Source organism: Brachybacterium sp. SW0106-09, assembly GCF_001293905.1.
In the GTDB taxonomy this organism is placed as follows: Bacteria; Actinomycetota; Actinomycetes; order Actinomycetales; family Dermabacteraceae; genus Brachybacterium; species Brachybacterium conglomeratum.
In genome coordinates, this window is the sequence record NZ_BCAK01000001.1 from 23,395 (window position 1) to 42,434 (window position 19,040).

Here is a 19,040-nt window from a genome sequence, read left to right on the forward strand (position 1 = left end):
TCCTCCAGCCCGTCACATCGCACGGAAGCCGAACCCATGAGCGAGAAGAACACCGACCCATCCGCCACCGGGGCGGCCTCCACGCCGGAGCCTGCCCCAGCCGACGACGCCGCGCTGCGCGCCGAGATCGACGCCGAGCTCGCGGCCGAACGGGCCTCCCGTCCGCGGGCGAGCAGCCGCCTGGCCGGCCTGGTGCTCCTGCTGGGCGGCATCATCGGCTGGATCGCCTCCCTCGAGCTGCAGGTCGGCAAGGAGTTCCTGCTCGCGAACCCCGGGGCGAGCCTCGGCTGCGACGTGAATCCCTTCATCTCCTGCGGCAACGTGATGATGACCTGGCAGTCCTCGGCGCTGGGCATCCCCAACATGGCGATCGGGCTCGCCGGGTTCGCGATCATGGCGGCGGCCGGTGCGCTGATGGTCTCCGGCACGCAGCTGCCCACCTGGTTCCGCTGGGCGAGGCTCGGTGGGATGACGTTCGCCTTCGGCTACATCCACTTCCTCGCGATCTCCGCGATCTTCGTGATCCGTGCGCTGTGCCCCTGGTGCATGGTCATCTGGACCGTCACCGCGCCGATGTTCTTCGCGACCCTGGCCCGCACGATCGAGCACGGCGATCTGAAGCTTCCAGCCCCGCTCGCAGGACTGCTGCGCCGCTGGGTGCTGCTGACCGTGCTGTGGTATCTGCTGGTCGTCGTCGTGATCGCCGCCGCGTTCTGGCGGCAGTGGCTGGTCGTGCTCGGCCTCGACTGATCCCGGACCGGGGGACCTGACCGTTCCTCCACAGTGCCCCGCCGTCCCCAGGGCGGCAGCGGGCTCGGACGGCGCCCGCCCCGCGCGCCTAGGTTCGCGGGCATGGGAGCACCACCTGGGACCGAGGAGCGCGGCACCGCGGCACGGCATCGCCGCACCGGGCAGCCGCTGATCCGCCGACGCGACCACAGCGCCGAGCGGCAGCGACGTCGACTGCCCTTCCCCGCCCCGCCGGCCTCCGCGCTGATCGGCATCGCGGTGCTGGTGCTGATCGGCGCCGGGGTCATCCACCTCTCCGGCACCGGCTCGGCGATCCCGCAGGAGGAGCCTGCCGGAGTGACGGTCGCGGAGGGCGAGGCGGCCGGCCCGGAGGGCGGCGCCGACGGCGCGGGGTCGGACGGGGCCGAGGGCGCCGACGATGACGGCGACCTCGAGGGAGGCGACGGGACGAGCGGGGGCGGAGCCGAGTCCTCGGGGGACCCCGCCGCCCCCGCCTCCTCCGCCCCGACCGAGCTCGTCGTCCACGTCTCCGGCGCCGTCACCTCTCCCGGCGTGGTCCGCCTCCCGCCCGGCGCCCGGGTCGACGACGCGCTGCACGCCGCCGGCGGCGCGACCGGTGAGGCGGAGCTCGCCGCCGTGAACCTCGCCCGCCCCGTCGTCGACGGCGAGCAGATCCACGTGCCCGTCCCCGGGGAGGAGCCGCCGGCCGTCGCCGCTCCGGCGCCCGCCGCGGACGCTCCGCCCGCGGGCGACGCCGGTGCCGGTGACGGGGCGGCGGGCGGTGGGGGAGCGGACGGCGGACTGATCGACCTGAACACCGCGAGCGTCGCCGAGCTCGACGAGCTGCCCGGCGTCGGCCCCGCGATCGCGCAGCGCATCGTGGACCACCGCGAGCAGAACGGGCGCTTCGAGAGCGTCGACCAGCTCGAGGAGGTCTCGGGGATCGGCCCCGCGACCCTCGAGAAGATGCGCGACAGGGCGACGGTGTGAGCACGCCTCCCCGGAGCGAGGAGCGGGCATGACCCGCGCGGACCTGCGCCTGCTGCCCGGCGCGACCTGCGTCTGGGCGCTCGCGGTGCTCGGAGTGACCGCAGGCGGCGCCGCTGCGATCGCCGCCGGGGCCGTGCTGGTCTCCCTCGCCCTGACCGCCCTGACCCTGCTCGGGCCCGCACGCGGCGCGCGCACCATCCTCGCCCACCTCGCACTGGTGCTCCTGGCCGGACTGCTCCTGGTCCCTGCGCTCCACCGCCACGACGGCACCGCCGACGTGCTCGGCGAGGCCGCCGCCGACGGGCTCGTCGTCGAGCTCACCGTGATCGCGGGAGGCGACCCCGCACCGCCGAGCGGCGGCCCGGAATGGTCCCGCACCGGTCTGCAGATGATGGCCCGCACCGAGCCGGGTCCGGCACGGATCGGACTGACGCAGGAGCAGCTCACCGCCGCCGTGCCCGTGCTCGTGCGCGCCGACGGCAAGGCCGCGGAGGGACTCGCCCGGATCCGCGACGGGGAGCCCGTCCATGCGCGGGGGCGGGTCTCGGGCGATGCCTCGCTGCTGGTCCTGCGCGCCACGGAGGTCGGTCCCGTGCAGGAGGCGTCGGGCGGTGTCGGGCCGGGCCAGGAGACCCGGCACCGCCTGCGGCAGATCGCCCGCGACGCCACCGCTCATCTCCCTCCGGACGAGGCCGCGCTCGTGCGCGGGATGACCACCGGGGACACCAGCGGCATGGGGGAGCAGACCGAGGAGATCATGCGCCGCGCCGGGATCTCGCATCTGGTGGCCGTCAGCGGAGCGAACATCGCCCTCGTCCTCGCCGCCGTGCTGGGCCCGCTGCTGCTCGCCGGTGTGCGCCGCCGTCCCCGCCTGCTGATCGCGGCCGGCGTGGTCGCGGGGTACGTGTGGCTGGTCGGCGACGAGCCGAGCGTGCAGCGCGCCGCGACCATGGCCGCACCACTGCTGGCCGCACGGTTCGCCGGCGTGCGCGCCTCCCCGGTCGCCGCGCTCGCCCTCACCGTCGCGCTGTGGTCCGTGCTCGACCCCGTCACCGCCGCCTCGATCGGCTTCCTGCTCTCCGCCCTCGCGACCGCGGCGATCCTGCTCGCGGCACCGCCGCTCGCCCGCGCGCTCGAGCAGATGAGCGGCGGACGGCTCGGCCGGACGGCTGCGCTCGTGCTCGCCGTGCCGCTCGTCGCCCAGGCCGCCTGCACGCCTGTGCTGATCCTGCTGACCCCCGAGGTCTCCGTCTGGGCCGTGCCCGTGAACATGCTCGTCGGGCCGCTCGTCGGCCCCTCGACCGTGCTGGGCCTCGTCGCGCTGGTGCTCGGGGTGCTCTGGCCCGGCGGGGCCGCGGTGCTGTACGGGATCGCCGCAGGAGGGGCCCATCTGGTGCTCCTCATCGCCCGCACCGCCGACGACCTGCCCGGCTCCCGCATCGCCGTGCCCGACGGGACCACGGGCGTGCTCGGCGCGATCGCCGTGCTCCTCCTCGCGGGCCTCGCCGTCGCGGGGAGGCGCCGTCCCGCCGTCCGCTGGGCCACCGCAGTGGTTCTCGTCATCGCGCTCGCCCCCGGCATCGGGCGGATGCTGCCGGTGCGCAGCACCCCCGGCTGGAGCCTCGCCCTGTGCGCGGTCGGCCAGGGCGATGCGCTGCTGCTGCGCCCCGCCGGCGCGGCCCGGGACGGGCCGACGGTCCTGGTGGACACCGGCCCCGACCCGGCAGCGCTGAGCGCCTGCCTCGACCTGCTGCAGGTGCAGGATATCGACCTGCTGGTGCTCACCCACCCGCACGCCGACCACACCGGCGGGAGGGACGCCCTGACCGGGGCGCGCACCCCGGCGCAGCAATGGGTCTGCCCGCTGCCGGCCGCCGCGGCCGACGTCGTCCCGGGAGCGCCGGTCGAGGTCGCGACCACCGGCACCGGCTGGGAGCAGGACGGACTCGCGCTGACGGTGCTGTGGCCCGACTCGGCCGAGGCCGCCGAACGGGCCAGCGCCGCCGAGCGGGGATCCGGGGAGGGGGACGCCGCGAACGACTGCTCGATCGCGCTCGAGGCGCGCTGGGCCGACGGGACGCGCCTGGTCACCCTCGGCGACCTCGAACCCGCCGCGCAGGAGCAGCTCGCCGCGACCGAGCCGGGCCCGGCGGACATCGTCAAGGTCGCCCACCACGGCTCCCGCTTCCAGCACGCCCCGCTCTACGAGCAGCTCGACCCCGACCTGGCGCTGGTCCCGGTGGGGCGGGAGAACACCTTCGGTCATCCCACCGACGAGCTGCTGGACCTCGTCCGCGGCACCGGTGCCCAGGTGCTGCGCACCGACGTCCACGGCACCGTCGTGCTCCCCACGGGCGAGGACGCCGCGCCGCGGAGCGTCGCGCCAGCGCGGTAGCGGCACCGGGGCGTCGGCCCGGACCGCTAGGATCGTGCAGTCCCCTGAGCAGTGAGGAGCTCCCGTGAGCGATGTCGAGTGGCACAGCGTCGCCCTCGCACCGATCGTGCTCGTCCACGGCACGGAGGGCCTGATCGCCGACCGGGCCGTGCAGCGCCTGCGCGCACTGGCCAAGGAGGCCGACCCCTCCGTGGAGGTCCACGACCTCTCCGGCGAGGCCCTCGGCCCCGGCGCCCTGGCGCAGGTCGCGAGCCCCTCCCTGTTCGGCGAGCCGCGCCTCGTGGTCGTCCCCGAGCTGCAGTCCGCCCCGGACTCCCTCGTGCTCGAGCTGCTCGACTACGTGAAGACCCCCGAGCAGGACGTCACCCTCGTGCTCGTCCACCGCGGCGGCAACCGCGGCAAGAAGCTCCTGGACGCCCTGAAGAAGGCGGGAATGCCGCGCGTGGACGCGAGCCCCGTCAAGCGCGCCGCCGACAAGCAGGCCTTCGTCGCCGCGGAGTTCGCCCGTGCCCGCCGTCGCATCCAGCCCGACGCTCTGGTCGCCCTCGTCGACGCCTTCGGCACCGACCTCGCAGAGCTCGCCGCGATCAGTCGCCAGCTGATCGAGGACACCACCCCCGACCCGGGCGAGCAGCCCGCCCAGGTGACCGTCGCCGAGGTGCACGCGCTGACCTCCGGCCGTGTGGAGTCCACCGCCTTCGCCGTCGCCGACGCCGCGATCGCGGGCAAGGAGCAGGACGCGCTGCAGCTGCTCCAGCAGGCGCAGCTCGCCGGCGCCGACCCCGTCCCGATCGTCGCCGCGATCGCCTCGAAGGTCCGCTCGCTGGCGAAGGTGTCCGCACCGAACGCGACCCCGCGCAGCCTCGGCATGCCCGACTGGATGCTGCGCAACCTCTCCCGGGAGGCGAAGAGCTGGAACGACCGCTCCCTGGCCCGGGCGATCGAGGCCGTGGCCCGCGCGGACCACGAGGTCAAGGGCGCCGGCCGCGACCCGCAGTGGTCGGTGCAGCGCATGGTGATGGAGATCTGCCGGGCGCGCCGCGCCCGCTGAGAGCGACTGCCGGGCCTCGCCGCCCGTCCCCGTCGGCCCCGCCGCCCGCGACCGTCGGCCCCGGCCTCCACGACCGATGCAGGCACCCGCTCCCGCGACACCCGCCCCGGACATGAAGGAGCCCGGTGCGCATCGCTGCGCACCGGGCTCCTCATGCCCCAGAGGGGCGGGGTTCGTCAGGGACCGACGATCACTTGGCGACGCCGGCGACCAGCTTGGCGAGACCGGACTTGCGGTTCGCGGCCTGGTTCTTGTGGATGACGCCCTTGGAGACGGCCTTGTCGAGCTTGCGCGAAGCGGACTTCAGCGCCTCGTTCGCCACGTCGGCATCGCCGGTCGAGACAGCGGCCTTCACCTTGCGGGTGTAGGTCTTGAGCTGCGACTTGACGGCGCGGTTGCGCAGACGAGCCTTCTCGTTCGTCTTGTTGCGCTTGATCTGGGACTTGATGTTTGCCACGAAGACTCTTCTCCAGTGTTGCTGAGGTGGATCATCCCGGACTGCCGAGGAACGGAGCCGACGGGGACGGCGGTGGGGATTCGCCTGGAGACGTCGGTACCGGAGTCGCTGCCACGGGTACTCGCCCGGGTCGCACGAACCGCCCGTCCCCTGAGACACTTCGGGAGGACACCCCTGCGCACACCGAACGGTATGTCACACATACAAGGAGCGATCCTAACAGAGGCCAGCCCCCGGACCGGTGCTCATGTGCGCCGTGTCTCCCGATCCGCGATGCGCGCCCCACCTGCTCCTCGGCGCCCGCACAGGGCGCGCACCCGGAGGGCAGAGCCTGCGCGACCTCCGGCGGCGAGGCGGCCGCTCACAGCGCGACGGCGCGCACCGCCTCCGCGACCCGGTCGTAGCGCTCGCGGTCCAGCCGCCCACCCTCGCGTCGCACCGACCCCGGGGCCAGGCGCAGCAGGCGGTCCGCCCGGACCTCCGAGGGGCGGCCCTGCCGGTCCCAGTCCCCGCCGCCGATGTCCACCCAGGTCGCCCCGTGCTCATCGGTGCGGGTCGCGCCGGGCTCGGTGCGGTCGCGGGAGGTGAGCATCAGGGCCACCAGCACGGTCCCCGTCCCGTCGGCGCCGCCGGCGGAGGCGTCCTCCTCGGCGATCACGAGGACCGGACGGTCCTTGCCCTGGGAGAGGTCCTCCTCGTAGTGGACCCACGCCCACGCGACCTCGCCCGGATCGGGACGGTCGTCGTCCCGCGGGGCGTAGACCAGCTCGAGCGGCGCGCCGTGGCGGCGGTCGGCGAGCACGCCGTCCGCCGCCTGCCCGCGACCGTCGGGCTCGGGACGAGCACCGTCGTGCTGCCCGGAGCCCTGCCTGGACCCGCCGCGCTGCTCCTGAACGTAACGGATCGCGGCGCGCCCGAGGTCCCGTGCGCCGCGGCGCACCGAGGGATTGCGGGCGAGGGAACGGGCGACGGAGCCGAGCCGGGAGAGCAGCGACATGGTTCTCGCTTCCTGGGCGGAGCGCCCACGAGGGGATGGAGGTCGGTGTGAGAATGGTAGGCATGTCAGACACCTCGCTGTTCCGCAGCGCCCGCACCGGAGCGGACGGTGACGAGATGTTCGCCGCCGACGGCACCGTGCGCCCCACCTATCGGGCGCTGCATGACGCGCTGGCCGGGCTGGGACCGGAGGAGTTCCGCTCCCGCTCCGAGTCCCTCGCCCGCAGCTATCTCGACCAGGGCGTCACCTTCGACTACGCGGGGGAGGAGCGACCCTTCCCGATCGACGCGATCCCGCGGGTGATCGACGCCGACGAATGGGCCCGGGTCTCCTCCGGCGTCTCCCAGCGCGTCCGCGCCCTGGAGGCCTTCCTCGACGACCTCTACTGCGACCGCAGCGCCATCGCCGACGGCGTGATCCCCGAGGAGCTCGTCACCTCCTCGACCTACGTGGTCGACGCGGTGCGCGGCTACCGGCCGGCGAACGGGGTGCGCATCCACGTCTCCGGCATCGACCTGGTCCGCGACGGGGACGGCGGCTTCCGGGTGCTCGAGGACAACGTCCGCACCCCCAGCGGCGTCAGCTATGTGCTCTCGAACCGCCGCGCCATGGCCCAGGGCTTCCCCGAGCTGTTCGCGGACCGGCCCGTGCGCCGCGTCGGCGAGTACCCCGGCCGGCTGCTGGCCGCGCTGCAGGCCGCCGCCCCGGACACCGCCGGCGAGGAGGCGACCGTGGTGGTGCTGACCCCCGGCCGCTACAACAGCGCCTACTTCGAGCACTCGCTGGTCGCCCGCACGATGGGCGTCGACCTCGTGGAGGCCTCGGACCTCGTCGAGCGGGGCGATCGCATCTACATGCGCAGCACCGCGGGACTGCGCCGCGTGGACGTCATCTACAAGCGCACCGACGACGACTTCCTCGACCCCGAGGTGTTCCGCCCCGACTCGATGCTGGGCGTGCCGGGCCTGGTCCGCTCCGTCCTCGCAGGCAACGTCGTGGTCGCCAACGCCATCGGCAACGGCATCGCCGACGACAAGCTGACCTACACCTACGTCCCGGACCTGATCCGCTACTACCTCTGCGAGGAGCCGATCCTCCCCAACGTCGACACCTGGCGGCTCGAGGAGCCCGACTCCCTCGTCGAGGTCCTCGACCGGCTCGAGGAGCTCGTGGTCAAGCCCGTGGACGGCTCCGGCGGCAAGGGCATCGTCATCGGCCCCTCCGCCACGCACGAGGAGCTCGACGCGCTGCGGAGGCGGCTGCGCGCCGATCCGCGCGGCTGGATCGCCCAGCCCGTCGTCCAGCTCTCCACCATCCCCACTCTCGTGGAGGAGGGGCCAGAGCCCCGCCACGTGGATCTGCGCCCCTTCGCCCTGAACAGCGGGGACGACGTCTGGGTGCTGCCCGGCGGGCTCACCCGCGTCGCCCTGCCGAGCGGGGAGATGATCGTGAACTCCTCCCGCGGCGGCGGCTCGAAGGACACCTGGGTGCTCGCCGCCGGCCGCCCCGGCGCCGCCGCCTCGGGTCTCGCCGACCAGGACGAGGAGGGGATCGAGGACCCGACCGACGACACGCGCGACCAGTTCGACGACCCCCGCGAGGAGCACGGCGAGGAGCGGGAGGTCGAGCCCGACCCGGTCACCTCCGCCATCCCGATCATCGAGGCCGACGACGAGGAGGAGGACCGCCATGATGCTCAGTAGGATCGCCGACGCGATGTTCTGGATCGGCCGCTACGTGGAGCGGGCCGACCAGGCCGCGCGCATCCTCGGCGTGTCGCTCCAGTCGATCACCGAGGACGCCTCCCTCGACCCCGTCGACTCCTGCGCGGGCGTGTACGGGATCTTCGGCGTCACCGACGTGCAGGCCGAGGACCTGACGGTGCAGCGGGTGCTGGAGCGCCTGGTCACCGACCGGGCGAACCCCTCCTCCGTCGCCGGCGCCCTCCAGGCCGCGCGGGAGAACGCCCGCGGCGTGCGCGAGGCGCTGTCCACGGAGGTGTGGGAGTCGCTGAACACCGCCACCCTCGGCATGCCCCGCGTCGTGCGGCCCTCCCGCATGCACGGCGCCTTCCAGTTCGCCAAGGACCGCTGCGCCATGGTCAACGGCCTGCTGGACGCGTCGATGACCCGTGACGAGGCATGGCTGTTCCTGCGCGTGGGCCAGCTGCTGGAACGGGTCGACATGCTCGCCCGCAACCTCCAGGCCCACGACCTCTCCGACACCTCCGACGCGGCGACCGTGCTGCTGCTGCGCTCCTGCAGCGCGCACGAGGCGTACATCCGCTCCTATCGCGGCCGCGTGCGCGTCTCCGGCGCGATCGAGTTCCTGCTGCTGGACTCGATCTTCCCGCGCTCGGTCGCGTACTGCCTCAGCGAGATCGACGAGGCGCTCGAGACCCTCGCCAAGCTCCACGGCAACAGCTTCGACCGCCTCGGCACCGCCGAGCCGGGCCGCAGGATCGTCGGCCGCGCGCTCGCGAGCCTGCGCTTCCGCCAGCTCGAGGACATCACCGAGGACTTCGAGGACGAGATGGAGCAGCTCCAGCGCGTCACCGGCGCCGTCACGAGATCGCTGGGCACCACCTACTTCCACCCCGCCGCCTGAGCCCGCCGGGGAGCAGGGGTGAGCGCGGCGAGAGGGGAGAGGGGCCCGCTGGGGCTCGTGAGCCCGCTGCGCGGGGCGGCGCTGGTGCGCAACAGCCCGGCGGACCGCGTCCCCAGCCACGGGACGACGCTGGGCGCCTCGACGTGCGCGATCGACCTGGTGCCCCTCGACGACCGGGGCCGGACGGCGCCGTTCACGCCGATGTCGTTCCTGCTGCCCGAGCCGCCGGAGCACTTCGTCGGCTTCGGCCTGGAGGTGCTGGCCCCGGCCGACGGGACCGTCCGGCACGTCCACGACGGGGAAGCCGACCATCGCGCCCATCGCGGTCTGCCGTCGGTGCTCTACGCGCTCACGCAGCGGCGTCGACTGCGCCGGGGCTGGCAGGGACTCGCCGGGAACCACGTCGTCCTCGAGGTCGCCCGCGGCGGCCGGGCGGCGTTCGTGGTCCTGTGCCATCTGCAGCAGGGCAGCATCGCCGTGGGCATCGGACAGCGGGTCGCGGCGGGGGAGGTGCTCGCCCGGTGCGGGAACTCCGGCAACAGCATGGAGCCGCACGTGCACGTGCAGGCGATGGACGGCCGCGACCCCGGCACGGCCGCGGCGCTGCCCCTCACCTTCCCCGGTGGTGTGCCGCGGGCCGGGCGGCGCCTGGCGGGCGCGGGGGAGGCCGACGGGCGGTGATCGTCCCGGCCCGGTGCTCTCCTCCGGGACGGGCGCCCGGCCGGGTGATCCCGTCGGCCTCGCTGTGACGTCGGCCCGTCGGCCGCCCGCGGGACGCCGCGGCGCGTGCGGCACATGAGACCATGGACCGATGCCCGGCGCATGCGCGCTCGGCACACCATCGACGAGAGGACGAATGCCGGTGACCCCGAGGATCGCTGCCGATGAGGCACGGGACATCGCTCCCGCGTCGACACCCCAGGAGCGGCTCCGCAACTTCTGCATCATCGCCCACATCGACCACGGCAAGTCGACGCTGGCCGACCGGATGCTGCAGATCACCGGGATCGTCGAGGAGCGCGCCATGCGCGCCCAGTACCTCGACCGGATGGACATCGAGCGCGAGCGCGGCATCACCGTGAAGAGCCAGGCCGTGCGCATGCCCTGGCAGGTCGAGGGCGTCAACTACGCCCTGAACATGATCGACACCCCCGGGCACGTGGACTTCACCTACGAGGTCTCCCGCTCCCTCGCCGCCTGCGAGGGGGCGATCCTGCTGGTCGACGCCGCGCAGGGCATCGAGGCGCAGACGCTCGCGAACCTGTACCTCGCGATGGAGCACGACCTGACCATCATCCCGGTGCTGAACAAGATCGACCTGCCCGGCGCCGAGCCCGAGAAGTACGCGGCCGAGATCGGCCAGCTCGTCGGCGTGGACCCCGAGGACGTGCTGCGCGTGTCCGGGAAGACCGGCGTGGGCGTGCCCGAGCTGCTCGACCACGTGGTGCGCACCCTGCCCGCCCCCGAGGGACAGGTCGACGCCCCCTGCCGCGCGATGATCTTCGACTCCGTCTACGACACCTACCGCGGCGTCGTCACCTACGTGCGCGTCGTCGACGGCTTCCTCAAGGCCCGCGACCGGATCGACATGATGTCCACCGGCGCCCACCACGAGCTGCTCGAGATCGGCGTGAGCTCCCCGGAGCCGCACCCCACCCAGGGCATCGGCGCCGGCGAGGTCGGCTATCTCATCACCGGCGTGAAGGACGTGCGCCAGTCCAAGGTGGGCGACACGATCACCACCTCGGTGCGCGGCGCGACCGATCCGCTGGCCGGCTACGCCGATCCCAAGCCGATGGTCTACTCGGGCCTGTTCCCGATCGACGGCTCCGACTATCCCGTGCTGCGCGATGCGCTGGACAAGCTCAAGCTCAACGACGCCGCGCTCGTCTACGAGCCGGAGACCTCCACCGCCCTCGGCTTCGGCTTCCGCGTCGGCTTCCTGGGCCTGCTGCACCTGGAGATCATCCGCGAGCGACTCGAGCGCGAGTTCGACCTCGACCTCATCTCCACCGCCCCCTCCGTGGTCTACCAGATCGTGATGGAGGACGGCACCGAGATCGAGGTGCTGAACCCCTCCGACTTCCCCGAGGGGAAGGTGAACCAGATCAGCGAGCCCGTCGCCTCGGCGACGATCCTCGTGCCCAGCGAGTTCATCGGCGCGGTCATGGAGCTGTGCCAGTCCAAGCGCGGCACCCTCGGCGGCATGGACTACCTCAGCGAGGACCGCGTCGAGCTGCGCTACACCCTGCCGCTGGCCGAGATCGTCTTCGACTTCTTCGACCAGCTGAAGTCCAAGACCCGCGGCTACGCCTCGCTGGACTACGACGTCTCCGGCGAGCAGACCGCGGACCTGGTCAAGGTCGACATCCTCCTGCAGGGCGAGCCGGTCGACGCGTTCAGCGCGATCGTGCACCGCGACAAGGCCTACTCCTACGGCGTGGACATGTCCGGCAAGCTCAAGAACCTCATCCCCCGCCAGCAGTTCGAGGTCCCGATCCAGGCCGCGATCGGCTCGCGCATCATCGCCCGCGAGAACATCCGCGCCATGCGCAAGGACGTGCTGTCCAAGTGCTACGGCGGCGACATCTCCCGCAAGCGCAAGCTGCTGGAGAAGCAGAAGGAGGGCAAGAAGCGCATGAAGAACATCGGCTCCGTCGAGGTGCCGCAGGAGGCCTTCATCGCCGCGCTCTCCTCCGACGCCTCCGAGCCCTCGAAGGACGAGAAGAAGAAGAAGTGAGCACCGCGCCCGGCCCGCTGCCCGAGACCGCCCCGCGCCGCCTCGACCCGCTCGAGGTCGCCTTCGAACCCGGCGGCGGCCGGCTCGGCGCGGTGTGCACGGTCGCCCAGCTCTTCGAGGTGCGCGAGCGCTCCCTCATGAGCGGGATCGACAAGCGCCCGGCCGACGGGCCCGTCACGCTCCTCACCCACGGCGTGCTCGGCGACGTGCAGGGCGACCGTGAGCACCACGGCGGGATCTTCAAGGCCGTCTACGCCTACTCCCGGGAGGTGCGCGAGGCCTACGCCTCCGCGCTCGGCCACGAGCTGCCCGACGGGTTCTTCGGCGAGAACCTCGCCACCGTCGGCCAGGACACCGACCACACGGTGATCGGGGAGCGCTGGCGGATCGGCGGCGCAGAGCTCGAGGCGACCTGCCCCCGCAACCCCTGCGGCACCTTCGCCGCCTGGATGGGGGACCGCCGCTGGGGCCGCGCCTTCACCGACCAGGGCCGGGCCGGCGCCTATTTCCGCGTGCTCGTCGAGGGCGAGGTGCGCGCCGGCGACGCGATCGAGGTGCTCGAGCGGGCGGACCACGGCGTGACGATCGCCGACGCCTTCCGGGGACTGGACGCCGCGCAGGCCCGCGCCCTGCTCGACTGGGCGGAGGCGAGCGGCACCGTGCTGTACGAGACCCTCGTCGGCGCCGCGCAGAAGACGCTCGCCAGAGCGGGCGAGCGCGAGGACTTCCCGGAGCGGCTGCGCTCCACCGGACGGGGCCTCGGTCTCGGTCTCGGGCTGTGACGGTCGTGAAGGACCTCTCCGCCTACATCCACGTTCCGTTCTGCGCCGTGCGCTGCGGGTACTGCGACTTCAACACCTACACGAACGCCGAGCTGGGCGGCGGCGGGTCCCAGGCCGAGTACGCGGACAACGCGATGGCCGAGATGGACCTGACCCTCGCGGCGGACCGCGCGGCCGGGTACGAATACGAGGAGATCTCCACCGTCTTCTTCGGCGGCGGGACCCCCACCCTCCTGCCCGCCGACGACCTCGTGCGGATGCTCGACCACCTGCGCTCCCTGATCCCGCTCGCGGAGGGCGCCGAGGTCACCACCGAGGCGAACCCCGACTCGGTCACCCGCGCCTCGCTCTCGCGCCTGGCCGACGGCGGGATCACCCGCGTCTCGATCGGCATGCAGTCCGCGATCCCGTCGGTGCTCGCGACCCTGGACCGCACCCATGACCCCGACCGGGTGCCGCAGGTGGTCCAGTGGGCGAAGGACGCCGGGCTGCAGGTGAGCCTGGACCTCATCTACGGCACGCCGGGGGAGACCGTCGCCGACGTCGAGACCTCCGTGCGCGCGGCCCTGGCCTGCGAGGTCGACCACCTCTCCGCCTACTCGCTGATCATCGAGGGCAACACCGCCATGGCCCGGCAGCTGCGCCGCGGCGAGATCGAGGCGCCCGACCCCGACGACATGGCCGACAAGTACGAGCTCGTCGACGACCTCACGTGCGAGGCGGGCCTGACCTGGTACGAGGTCTCCAACTTCGCCCGCACCCCCGAGCACCGCTCCCGCCACAACCTCGCCTACTGGAAGGGCGGGGACTGGTGGGGGATCGGACCCGGCGCCCACCGCCACCGCGACGGACTGCGCTCCTGGAACGTGAAGCATCCCAGCCGCTACGCGCGCATGCTCGCCTCCGGCGAACTGCCCGTCGCGGACAGCGAGCAGGTCGCCGCCGAGGACCGGCTCGTCGAGCGCATCATGCTCGAGCTGCGGATCGCCGACGGCCTCGCCGTCGACGTCGTGCCCGAGCAGAACCGCTCGATGCTCGAGGTGCACCGCGATCGGGGCCACCTCGATCCCGACGCCCTCGCCGCAGGCCGCGCGGTCCTCACCAGGGAAGGGCGTCTGCTCGCCGACGCGGTGATCCGCGACCTCGTGCCCTGAGACCCGTCGGCCGCGGAACGATCTCGATGACCGAGCCCCTCGAGCTCGAGCCTCCTCCTGCTCTCTGCCCCGGCAGCCGTGCTCTCTCGTCGTCGATCCACTGGTCCCACGGATCACCGAGGTGCACACTGTCCGCATGACGCCACCGACAGGATCCCGCCCGACGACGATCGACGAGTACCTCGCCGCCCTCGAGGACCCGGCCCGCACTCGCCTCGCCGAGCTGCGGAACCTGGTGCGCGAGGAGCTGCCCGAGGCGACCGAGGCGATCAAATGGGGCAGCCCCGCCTTCGTCCACCCCCGCGGCACGATCCTGCTCGCCATCAGCGCTCACAAGGCGCACGCGAACTTCACCGTCACCCCGAGCGCGAAGGAGGCCTTCGCCGCGGAGCTCGAGGGGCTCGAGACCGGCAAGGGCAGCGTGAAGCTCCCCTACGACACGCCGATGCCGGAGGACCTGCTGCGGCGAATGGCGCGCCACCGCCTCGCCGAGTTCGAGCAGGACGGCGTGAACTGGATGTGACGGGCCGCGGCGCCGTGCGGCAGGACCCGGCCCGCGGCGTCGAGTCCTGACCCGCGGCGTCCGGCCCGGGCGCGCGGTATCCGGTTCCGGCGCGCGGCATCCGGTTGTGGTGCGCGAGGTCGGCCGCCCGCGCCCCGACATGCAGGAGCCCCCGGGAGCGACTCCCGGGGGCTCCTGCATCCGGCCGTCGGCCGAGGTTCAGACGCTGTGGAAGTGGATCACTTCACGAGGCGGATGTTGACGGGGTAGTTCCACCACTCGCCCTGGTAGGCCTTCACCGCGCCGATGATGGCGAAGACGACGTGGACCAGCGCCGGGACGCCGATGAGGGCGAAGAGCACCGAGCCGAAGCCGAAGGTGATGACCGTGATGATGGTGAAGACGATGGCGAGCGCGATCTCCACGATCAGGGTCGCGATCGCCGCGTTCAGCGCCTCCGCCGCGTTGTAGCGGACGAAGCGGTTGCGGTCCTTGTAGACCAGGAAGATGATCAGCGGGCCGAGCCAGCCGAGGAAGCCGGCGCCGATCACATAGCCGACGATCGCCGAGAGCTGCGCGAACATCGCCCACAGCTTCGTGTCGGACTCGGTGGTGGGCTGACCGATCAGCGGGCCGTCGAAGACGCCCTTGACGTGGGCGGGGGTCTGGTCGGGGTTCATGGTTCCTCCGGCTGAGGTCTGTCCGTGGGCGGCGTAGGGAGCGTGCTGCTGGGCATGCGGAGCCTGCTGCTGCCCGTACGGCTGCTGGGCATGGGCCGGCTGCGCGGAGGGCTGGGACGGCGAGGGCGCCCCGTAGGGGGAGGCCGGCGCCGCGGCCGGAGCGGCCGAGCTCGCGGACTGCCCGTAGGGATCCGCCTGCTGAGCGGAGCCCGGCTGCGCGTAGGGGTCCTGCTGCGCGAACGGATCATGCTGCGCGGCGGGGGCCGGCTGCGCGCTGGGAGCGGACTGCGCAAACGGATCGTAGGGATGCTCTGCCGGGTCCGAGGTCGCGCTGCCCTGCTCCTGCGGCGCGGGGGCGGCAGGGGCGTCGATGTCGAGGTGGTCCGAGGCCGGGCGCTCGGCAGGCTGCTCGGGCAGCGAGTCGGAGGTGGGGGTGCCGGGCTCGGTGCCGTACGGGTCGTGCGGATGCGGAGTCTGGCTCATGGGATCCTTCTTCGTCTCGGTCGGCGCGGGGGCCGTCGTCTCGGGTGACGGGTTCACCCTAACGAGCCGGGGACCCCGCGGTCAGCGCGGCGGTCCGCCGAATCCGCTGGGGGATATCCCCCTGGTGGGCTCCCGAGGGCCGCCGACCCGGACCGCGTGCACGCACCGTCGGGCGGCGTCGACGGCCCGCGACGACGTCCCGTGCCGCGGCGGAGTCACCCCTGGTCGACGGTGACGAAGTCGATGAGCTCCTCGATGCGCCCCGAGAGCGTCGGCTCGACATCGGCGTAGGAGCGGACCGTGGAGAGGATCCGCTTCCAGCCCAGGCCGATGTCGGCCTTGTCCTCGTGAGGCCAGCCGAGCGCGGCGAGGGAGCCGACCTTGATGTCCGTCCCCTTGGGGATGTGCGGCCACTCCTTCAGTCCCACGCGCGCGGGCTTCACGGCCTGCCATACGTCGACGTAGGGGTGGCCGAGCACGGTGACGTTCCCACGAGCGCCCGGCAGGGCCATCACCTCGGCCGCGATGCGGGACTCCTTCGACCCCTTCACCAGGTGGTCCACCAGGATTCCCAGCCGGCGGCCGGGGGAGGGGCCGAACTCGCGCACGCGCTCGGCGAGGTTGTCGGCGCCCTCGAGCTGCTCGACGACGATGCCCTCGATCCGCAGGTCGTGGCCCCACACCTTCTGCACCAGCTCCGCGTCATGGGTGCCCTCGACCCAGATCCGCGACGCACGCGCGGTGCGGGCCTTCGCCCCCTCGACGTACACCGAGCCGGAGGCGGAGCGCTTGCGGACAGGCGCCTTCTGCGCCGCTTGCGGGCGGGTGAGGACGACGGGCTGGCCGTCGATCATGAAGCCCGGCCCGAGCGGGAAGGTGCGGCGTCGGCCGCGGCCGTCCTCCAGCTCGACGATCAGCTCCCCGGCCGTCTTCTCCACGCGCGTGATCGCGCCGGTGAAGCCGGTCGAGGCCTCCTCGACGACGAGGTCGCGCTGCGCGGGGACCTCGCGGCCGACGGGGCGGCGGCGGTGATGGGCGGGCGGACCGGAGGAGAGCACATCGGCGCCGTACCGGTCGGGGAAGCGAGCAGGCGGGGTGGACACGGCGGACACTGTAGCCCCGTGGCGAACGCCTCCCTGCGAAGCACGCCGCGGACGCGTACGATTGGCACTTGGCATGGGAGAGTGCCAATGTCCAGGGAGACCCGGGCGCCGGGACGCCCCGGTGCCGGACCGCGCGGCAGGAGGTGCACGACATGGACGACCGCAAGCTCCAGATCCTCGGCGCCATCGTCGAGGACTACGTCTCCACGCGCGAACCCGTCGGCTCGAAGTCGCTGCTGGAGCGGCACGAGCTCGGCGTCTCCGCGGCGACCGTCCGCAACGACATGTCCGTCCTCGAGGAGGAGGGGCTGATCCATCAGCCCCACACCTCCGCGGGCCGCATCCCCACCGACAAGGGATATCGCGCTTTCGTCGACCACGTCGCGATGGTCAAGCCCCTCTCCACCGCCGAGAAGCGGGCGATCCGTGCCCTGCTCGAGGACGCGGGGGACGTCGAGGAGCTCCTGGCCCGCACCGTGCGCCTCCTCGCCCAGCTCACCCAGCAGGTCGCGATGGTGCAGTACCCGGCCCGGCGCCAGGCCCGCATCCGCCACGTCGAGCTCGTGAAGGTCGCGGACTCGCTGCTGCTGGTCGTGCTGATCACCGAGTCGGGGCGGGTGGACCAGCGCACCGTCCCCGTCATCGCCGGCCGCCCCGCCGAGTACTACGCGGCGCTGCGCGACCAGCTGAACCGCGCCGTCGCCGGCCGGGAGGTCACCGACCTCGCAGGCCCGCTGACGGACTACCTCGAGTCCCTGCCCGTCCCCGAGCGGCCCGCCGCCGCGGAGGTGGCCGAGGCGCTCACCGCGCTGGCCGCGACCCGCGCCGAGGACCGCATCATGATGGCGGGCACCGCGAACATCGCCCGCTCCGCCGAGGACTTCGCCCGCGACGTCGAGCCGCTGCTGGACGTCCTCGAGGAGCAGCTGGTGCTGCTGCGCCTGTTCACCGAGATGCACGTCTCCCCGGGGGACGTGCAGGTGCGGATCGGCTCCGAGCTCCACGACCGGGCGCTGCACCAGGCCGCGCTCGTCGGCGCGGGCTACGGCGCCGGTTCCCACCTCGCGATCCTCGGCCCCAGCCGCATGGACTACGCGGCCGGGATCTCGACCGTCCAGGCGATCGCCCGCTACATCTCCCGATTCCTCGAATGACCGCGCCGGCGGGCCTCCGCGCCCGTCGCCGGCCGTCACCGACCTCCGACCCCCTGTGAAGGACCCACGCCTGTGAACGACGACTACTACGAGCTGCTCGGCGTCTCCCGCGACGCCTCGACCGAGGAGATCAAGAAGGCGTACCGCAAGCTCGCCCGCACCCTCCACCCGGACGTCAACCCGGACCCGGAGGCGGCGGAGAAGTTCAAGAAGGTCTCCCAGGCGTACGAGACCCTCTCCCATGCGGACAAGCGCCGCCAGTACGACATGGGCGGCGGTCCGGGCATGGGCGGCTTCCCCGGCGGCGGCGCCGGCTTCGACTTCAACGACATCTTCGACATGTTCGCCGGAGCCTCCGGGATGCGCGGGCGCACCCAGGGACCCGTCCCGCGCCAGCGCCGCGGAGGCGACGTGCTGCGCCGGGTGAAGATCGAGCTGCGCGACGTCGTCTTCGGCACCGAGCAGGAGGTCACCTTCCGCACCGCCGTGCTGTGCGAGCGCTGCTCCGGCTCCTGCGCCGAGCCGGGCACCAGCCCCACCCGCTGCACCGCCTGCAACGGCTCCGGCCACGTCCAGCGCGTCCAGCAGTCGCTGCTGGGCCAGATGGTCACGATGGCGCCCTGCCCCACCTGCGAGGGCCACGGTGACGTGATCGAGAGCCCCTGCACCGGCTGCTCCGGCCACGGACGCACCGCCACCGAGCGCACCGTCACCGTGCGCATCCCCTCCGGCGTCGAGAACGGCACCCGTATCCAGCTGCGCGGCGAGGGCGAGACCGGCGAGGCCGGCGGCCCCTCCGGCGACCTCTTCGTGGAGCTGTCCGTCAAGGACCACGAGATGTTCGACCGCGCCGGCGACGACCTGGTCACCACGGTCTCCGTGCCGATGACCACCGCCGCGCTCGGCGCGACGATCCCGCTGGAGACCTTCGACGGGGAGCAGGAGCTCGACATCCGTCCCGGCGCCCAGCCCGGCGAGGAGATCGTCCTCAAGGGCCTCGGCGTGACCCCGCTGCGCCGCGAGCGCCGCGGAGACATCCGTGTGGTCCTGGACGTGGACGTGCCCACCGCGCTCACCGACGAGGAACGCGAGCTGCTCGAGCGCTTCGCCGCCCTCCGCGGCGACGAGGCCACCCGCCCCAAGAACCACGGCGGCCCGTTCGCGAAGCTCCGCGAGCGCCTGAACCTCTGAGGCG

17 protein-coding genes are annotated in these 19,040 nt (G+C 73.0%); 13 read left to right on the forward strand and 4 right to left on the reverse strand.

All coding sequences use genetic code 11. The features are described from left to right. Positions 1–36 precede the first annotated feature (36 nt). The 4 genes from Y09_RS00090 to holA all read left to right on the forward strand — a co-directional run bounded on the left by Y09_RS00090 (position 37) and on the right by holA (position 5,186). Complete coding sequence (locus Y09_RS00090; RefSeq protein ID WP_053915649.1) at positions 37–750, forward strand: vitamin K epoxide reductase family protein; 714 nt, start codon at positions 37–39, stop codon at positions 748–750. Between the two features lie 102 nt (positions 751–852). Further along, on the forward strand, positions 853–1,740 hold the full coding sequence (locus Y09_RS00095) for a ComEA family DNA-binding protein (protein ID WP_053915650.1): 888 nt from the start codon (positions 853–855) through the stop codon (positions 1,738–1,740). 28 nt (positions 1,741–1,768) lie between these two features. After that, positions 1,769–4,135 carry a ComEC/Rec2 family competence protein gene (locus Y09_RS00100; RefSeq protein ID WP_053915651.1) on the forward strand — a complete coding sequence of 789 codons (2,367 nt, stop codon included), beginning with the start codon at positions 1,769–1,771 and terminating at the stop codon, positions 4,133–4,135. A gap of 64 nt (positions 4,136–4,199) precedes the next feature. Next, positions 4,200–5,186 (forward strand): DNA polymerase III subunit delta, encoded by a 987-nt coding sequence (gene holA / locus Y09_RS00105; RefSeq protein ID WP_053915652.1) that lies wholly within the window; start codon positions 4,200–4,202, stop codon positions 5,184–5,186. Between the two features lie 190 nt (positions 5,187–5,376). Here holA and rpsT read toward each other — a convergent pair whose 3' ends face one another. After that, positions 5,377–5,643 (reverse strand): 30S ribosomal protein S20, encoded by a 267-nt coding sequence (gene rpsT, locus Y09_RS00110; RefSeq protein ID WP_053915653.1) that lies wholly within the window; start codon positions 5,641–5,643, stop codon positions 5,377–5,379. A 361-nt stretch (positions 5,644–6,004) separates the two neighbouring features. Continuing rightward, the gene (locus tag Y09_RS00115; protein WP_053915654.1) at positions 6,005–6,640 is read right to left on the reverse strand and encodes a type II toxin-antitoxin system PemK/MazF family toxin; all 636 of its coding nucleotides are present in this window, start codon (positions 6,638–6,640) and stop codon (positions 6,005–6,007) included. Between the two features lie 62 nt (positions 6,641–6,702). Between Y09_RS00115 and Y09_RS00120 the strand changes: the two genes are divergently transcribed. From Y09_RS00120 to Y09_RS00150, 7 genes are all read left to right on the forward strand, one after another. Continuing rightward, positions 6,703–8,343: a circularly permuted type 2 ATP-grasp protein gene (locus tag Y09_RS00120; RefSeq protein ID WP_053915655.1), complete on the forward strand. Its 1,641-nt coding sequence runs from the start codon at positions 6,703–6,705 to the stop codon at positions 8,341–8,343. Next, on the forward strand, positions 8,330–9,247 hold the full coding sequence (locus tag Y09_RS00125) for an alpha-E domain-containing protein (RefSeq protein ID WP_082358551.1): 918 nt from the start codon (positions 8,330–8,332) through the stop codon (positions 9,245–9,247). The genes Y09_RS00120 and Y09_RS00125 overlap by 14 nt, the downstream gene beginning before the upstream one ends. 18 nt (positions 9,248–9,265) lie before the next feature. Then, positions 9,266–9,928 carry a M23 family metallopeptidase gene (locus tag Y09_RS00130; protein ID WP_308772437.1) on the forward strand — a complete coding sequence of 221 codons (663 nt, stop codon included), beginning with the start codon at positions 9,266–9,268 and terminating at the stop codon, positions 9,926–9,928. Positions 9,929–10,103: 175 nt separating this feature from the next. Next, positions 10,104–11,987 (forward strand): translation elongation factor 4, encoded by a 1,884-nt coding sequence (gene lepA / locus Y09_RS00135; RefSeq protein ID WP_053915657.1) that lies wholly within the window; start codon positions 10,104–10,106, stop codon positions 11,985–11,987. Then, positions 11,984–12,769 carry an MOSC domain-containing protein gene (locus tag Y09_RS00140; RefSeq protein ID WP_053915658.1) on the forward strand — a complete coding sequence of 262 codons (786 nt, stop codon included), beginning with the start codon at positions 11,984–11,986 and terminating at the stop codon, positions 12,767–12,769. The genes lepA and Y09_RS00140 overlap by 4 nt, the downstream gene beginning before the upstream one ends. Further along, positions 12,766–13,923 carry a radical SAM family heme chaperone HemW gene (gene hemW, locus Y09_RS00145; protein ID WP_053915659.1) on the forward strand — a complete coding sequence of 386 codons (1,158 nt, stop codon included), beginning with the start codon at positions 12,766–12,768 and terminating at the stop codon, positions 13,921–13,923. Before Y09_RS00140 ends, hemW begins: the two co-directional genes overlap by 4 nt. Before the next feature lie 136 nt (positions 13,924–14,059). Beyond that, positions 14,060–14,446 (forward strand): iron chaperone, encoded by a 387-nt coding sequence (locus Y09_RS00150; RefSeq protein WP_053915660.1) that lies wholly within the window; start codon positions 14,060–14,062, stop codon positions 14,444–14,446. Positions 14,447–14,664: 218 nt separating this feature from the next. On the opposite strand, the gene Y09_RS00155 is transcribed toward Y09_RS00150, so the two are convergent. Together Y09_RS00155 and Y09_RS00160 are read right to left on the reverse strand one after the other, a co-directional pair. Beyond that, complete coding sequence (locus tag Y09_RS00155; protein WP_053915661.1) at positions 14,665–15,588, reverse strand: DUF4870 domain-containing protein; 924 nt, start codon at positions 15,586–15,588, stop codon at positions 14,665–14,667. A gap of 215 nt (positions 15,589–15,803) precedes the next feature. Continuing rightward, positions 15,804–16,700 carry a DUF3097 domain-containing protein gene (locus Y09_RS00160; protein ID WP_053915662.1) on the reverse strand — a complete coding sequence of 299 codons (897 nt, stop codon included), beginning with the start codon at positions 16,698–16,700 and terminating at the stop codon, positions 15,804–15,806. 143 nt (positions 16,701–16,843) lie between these two features. Between Y09_RS00160 and hrcA the strand changes: the two genes are divergently transcribed. After that, positions 16,844–17,845, forward strand: coding sequence for a heat-inducible transcriptional repressor HrcA (gene hrcA / locus Y09_RS00165; RefSeq protein WP_053915663.1), 1,002 nt, complete (start codon positions 16,844–16,846; stop codon positions 17,843–17,845). 72 nt (positions 17,846–17,917) lie between these two features. Then, complete coding sequence (gene dnaJ / locus Y09_RS00170) at positions 17,918–19,036, forward strand: molecular chaperone DnaJ (protein ID WP_053915664.1); 1,119 nt, start codon at positions 17,918–17,920, stop codon at positions 19,034–19,036. The last annotated feature ends 4 nt before the right edge of the window (positions 19,037–19,040 follow it).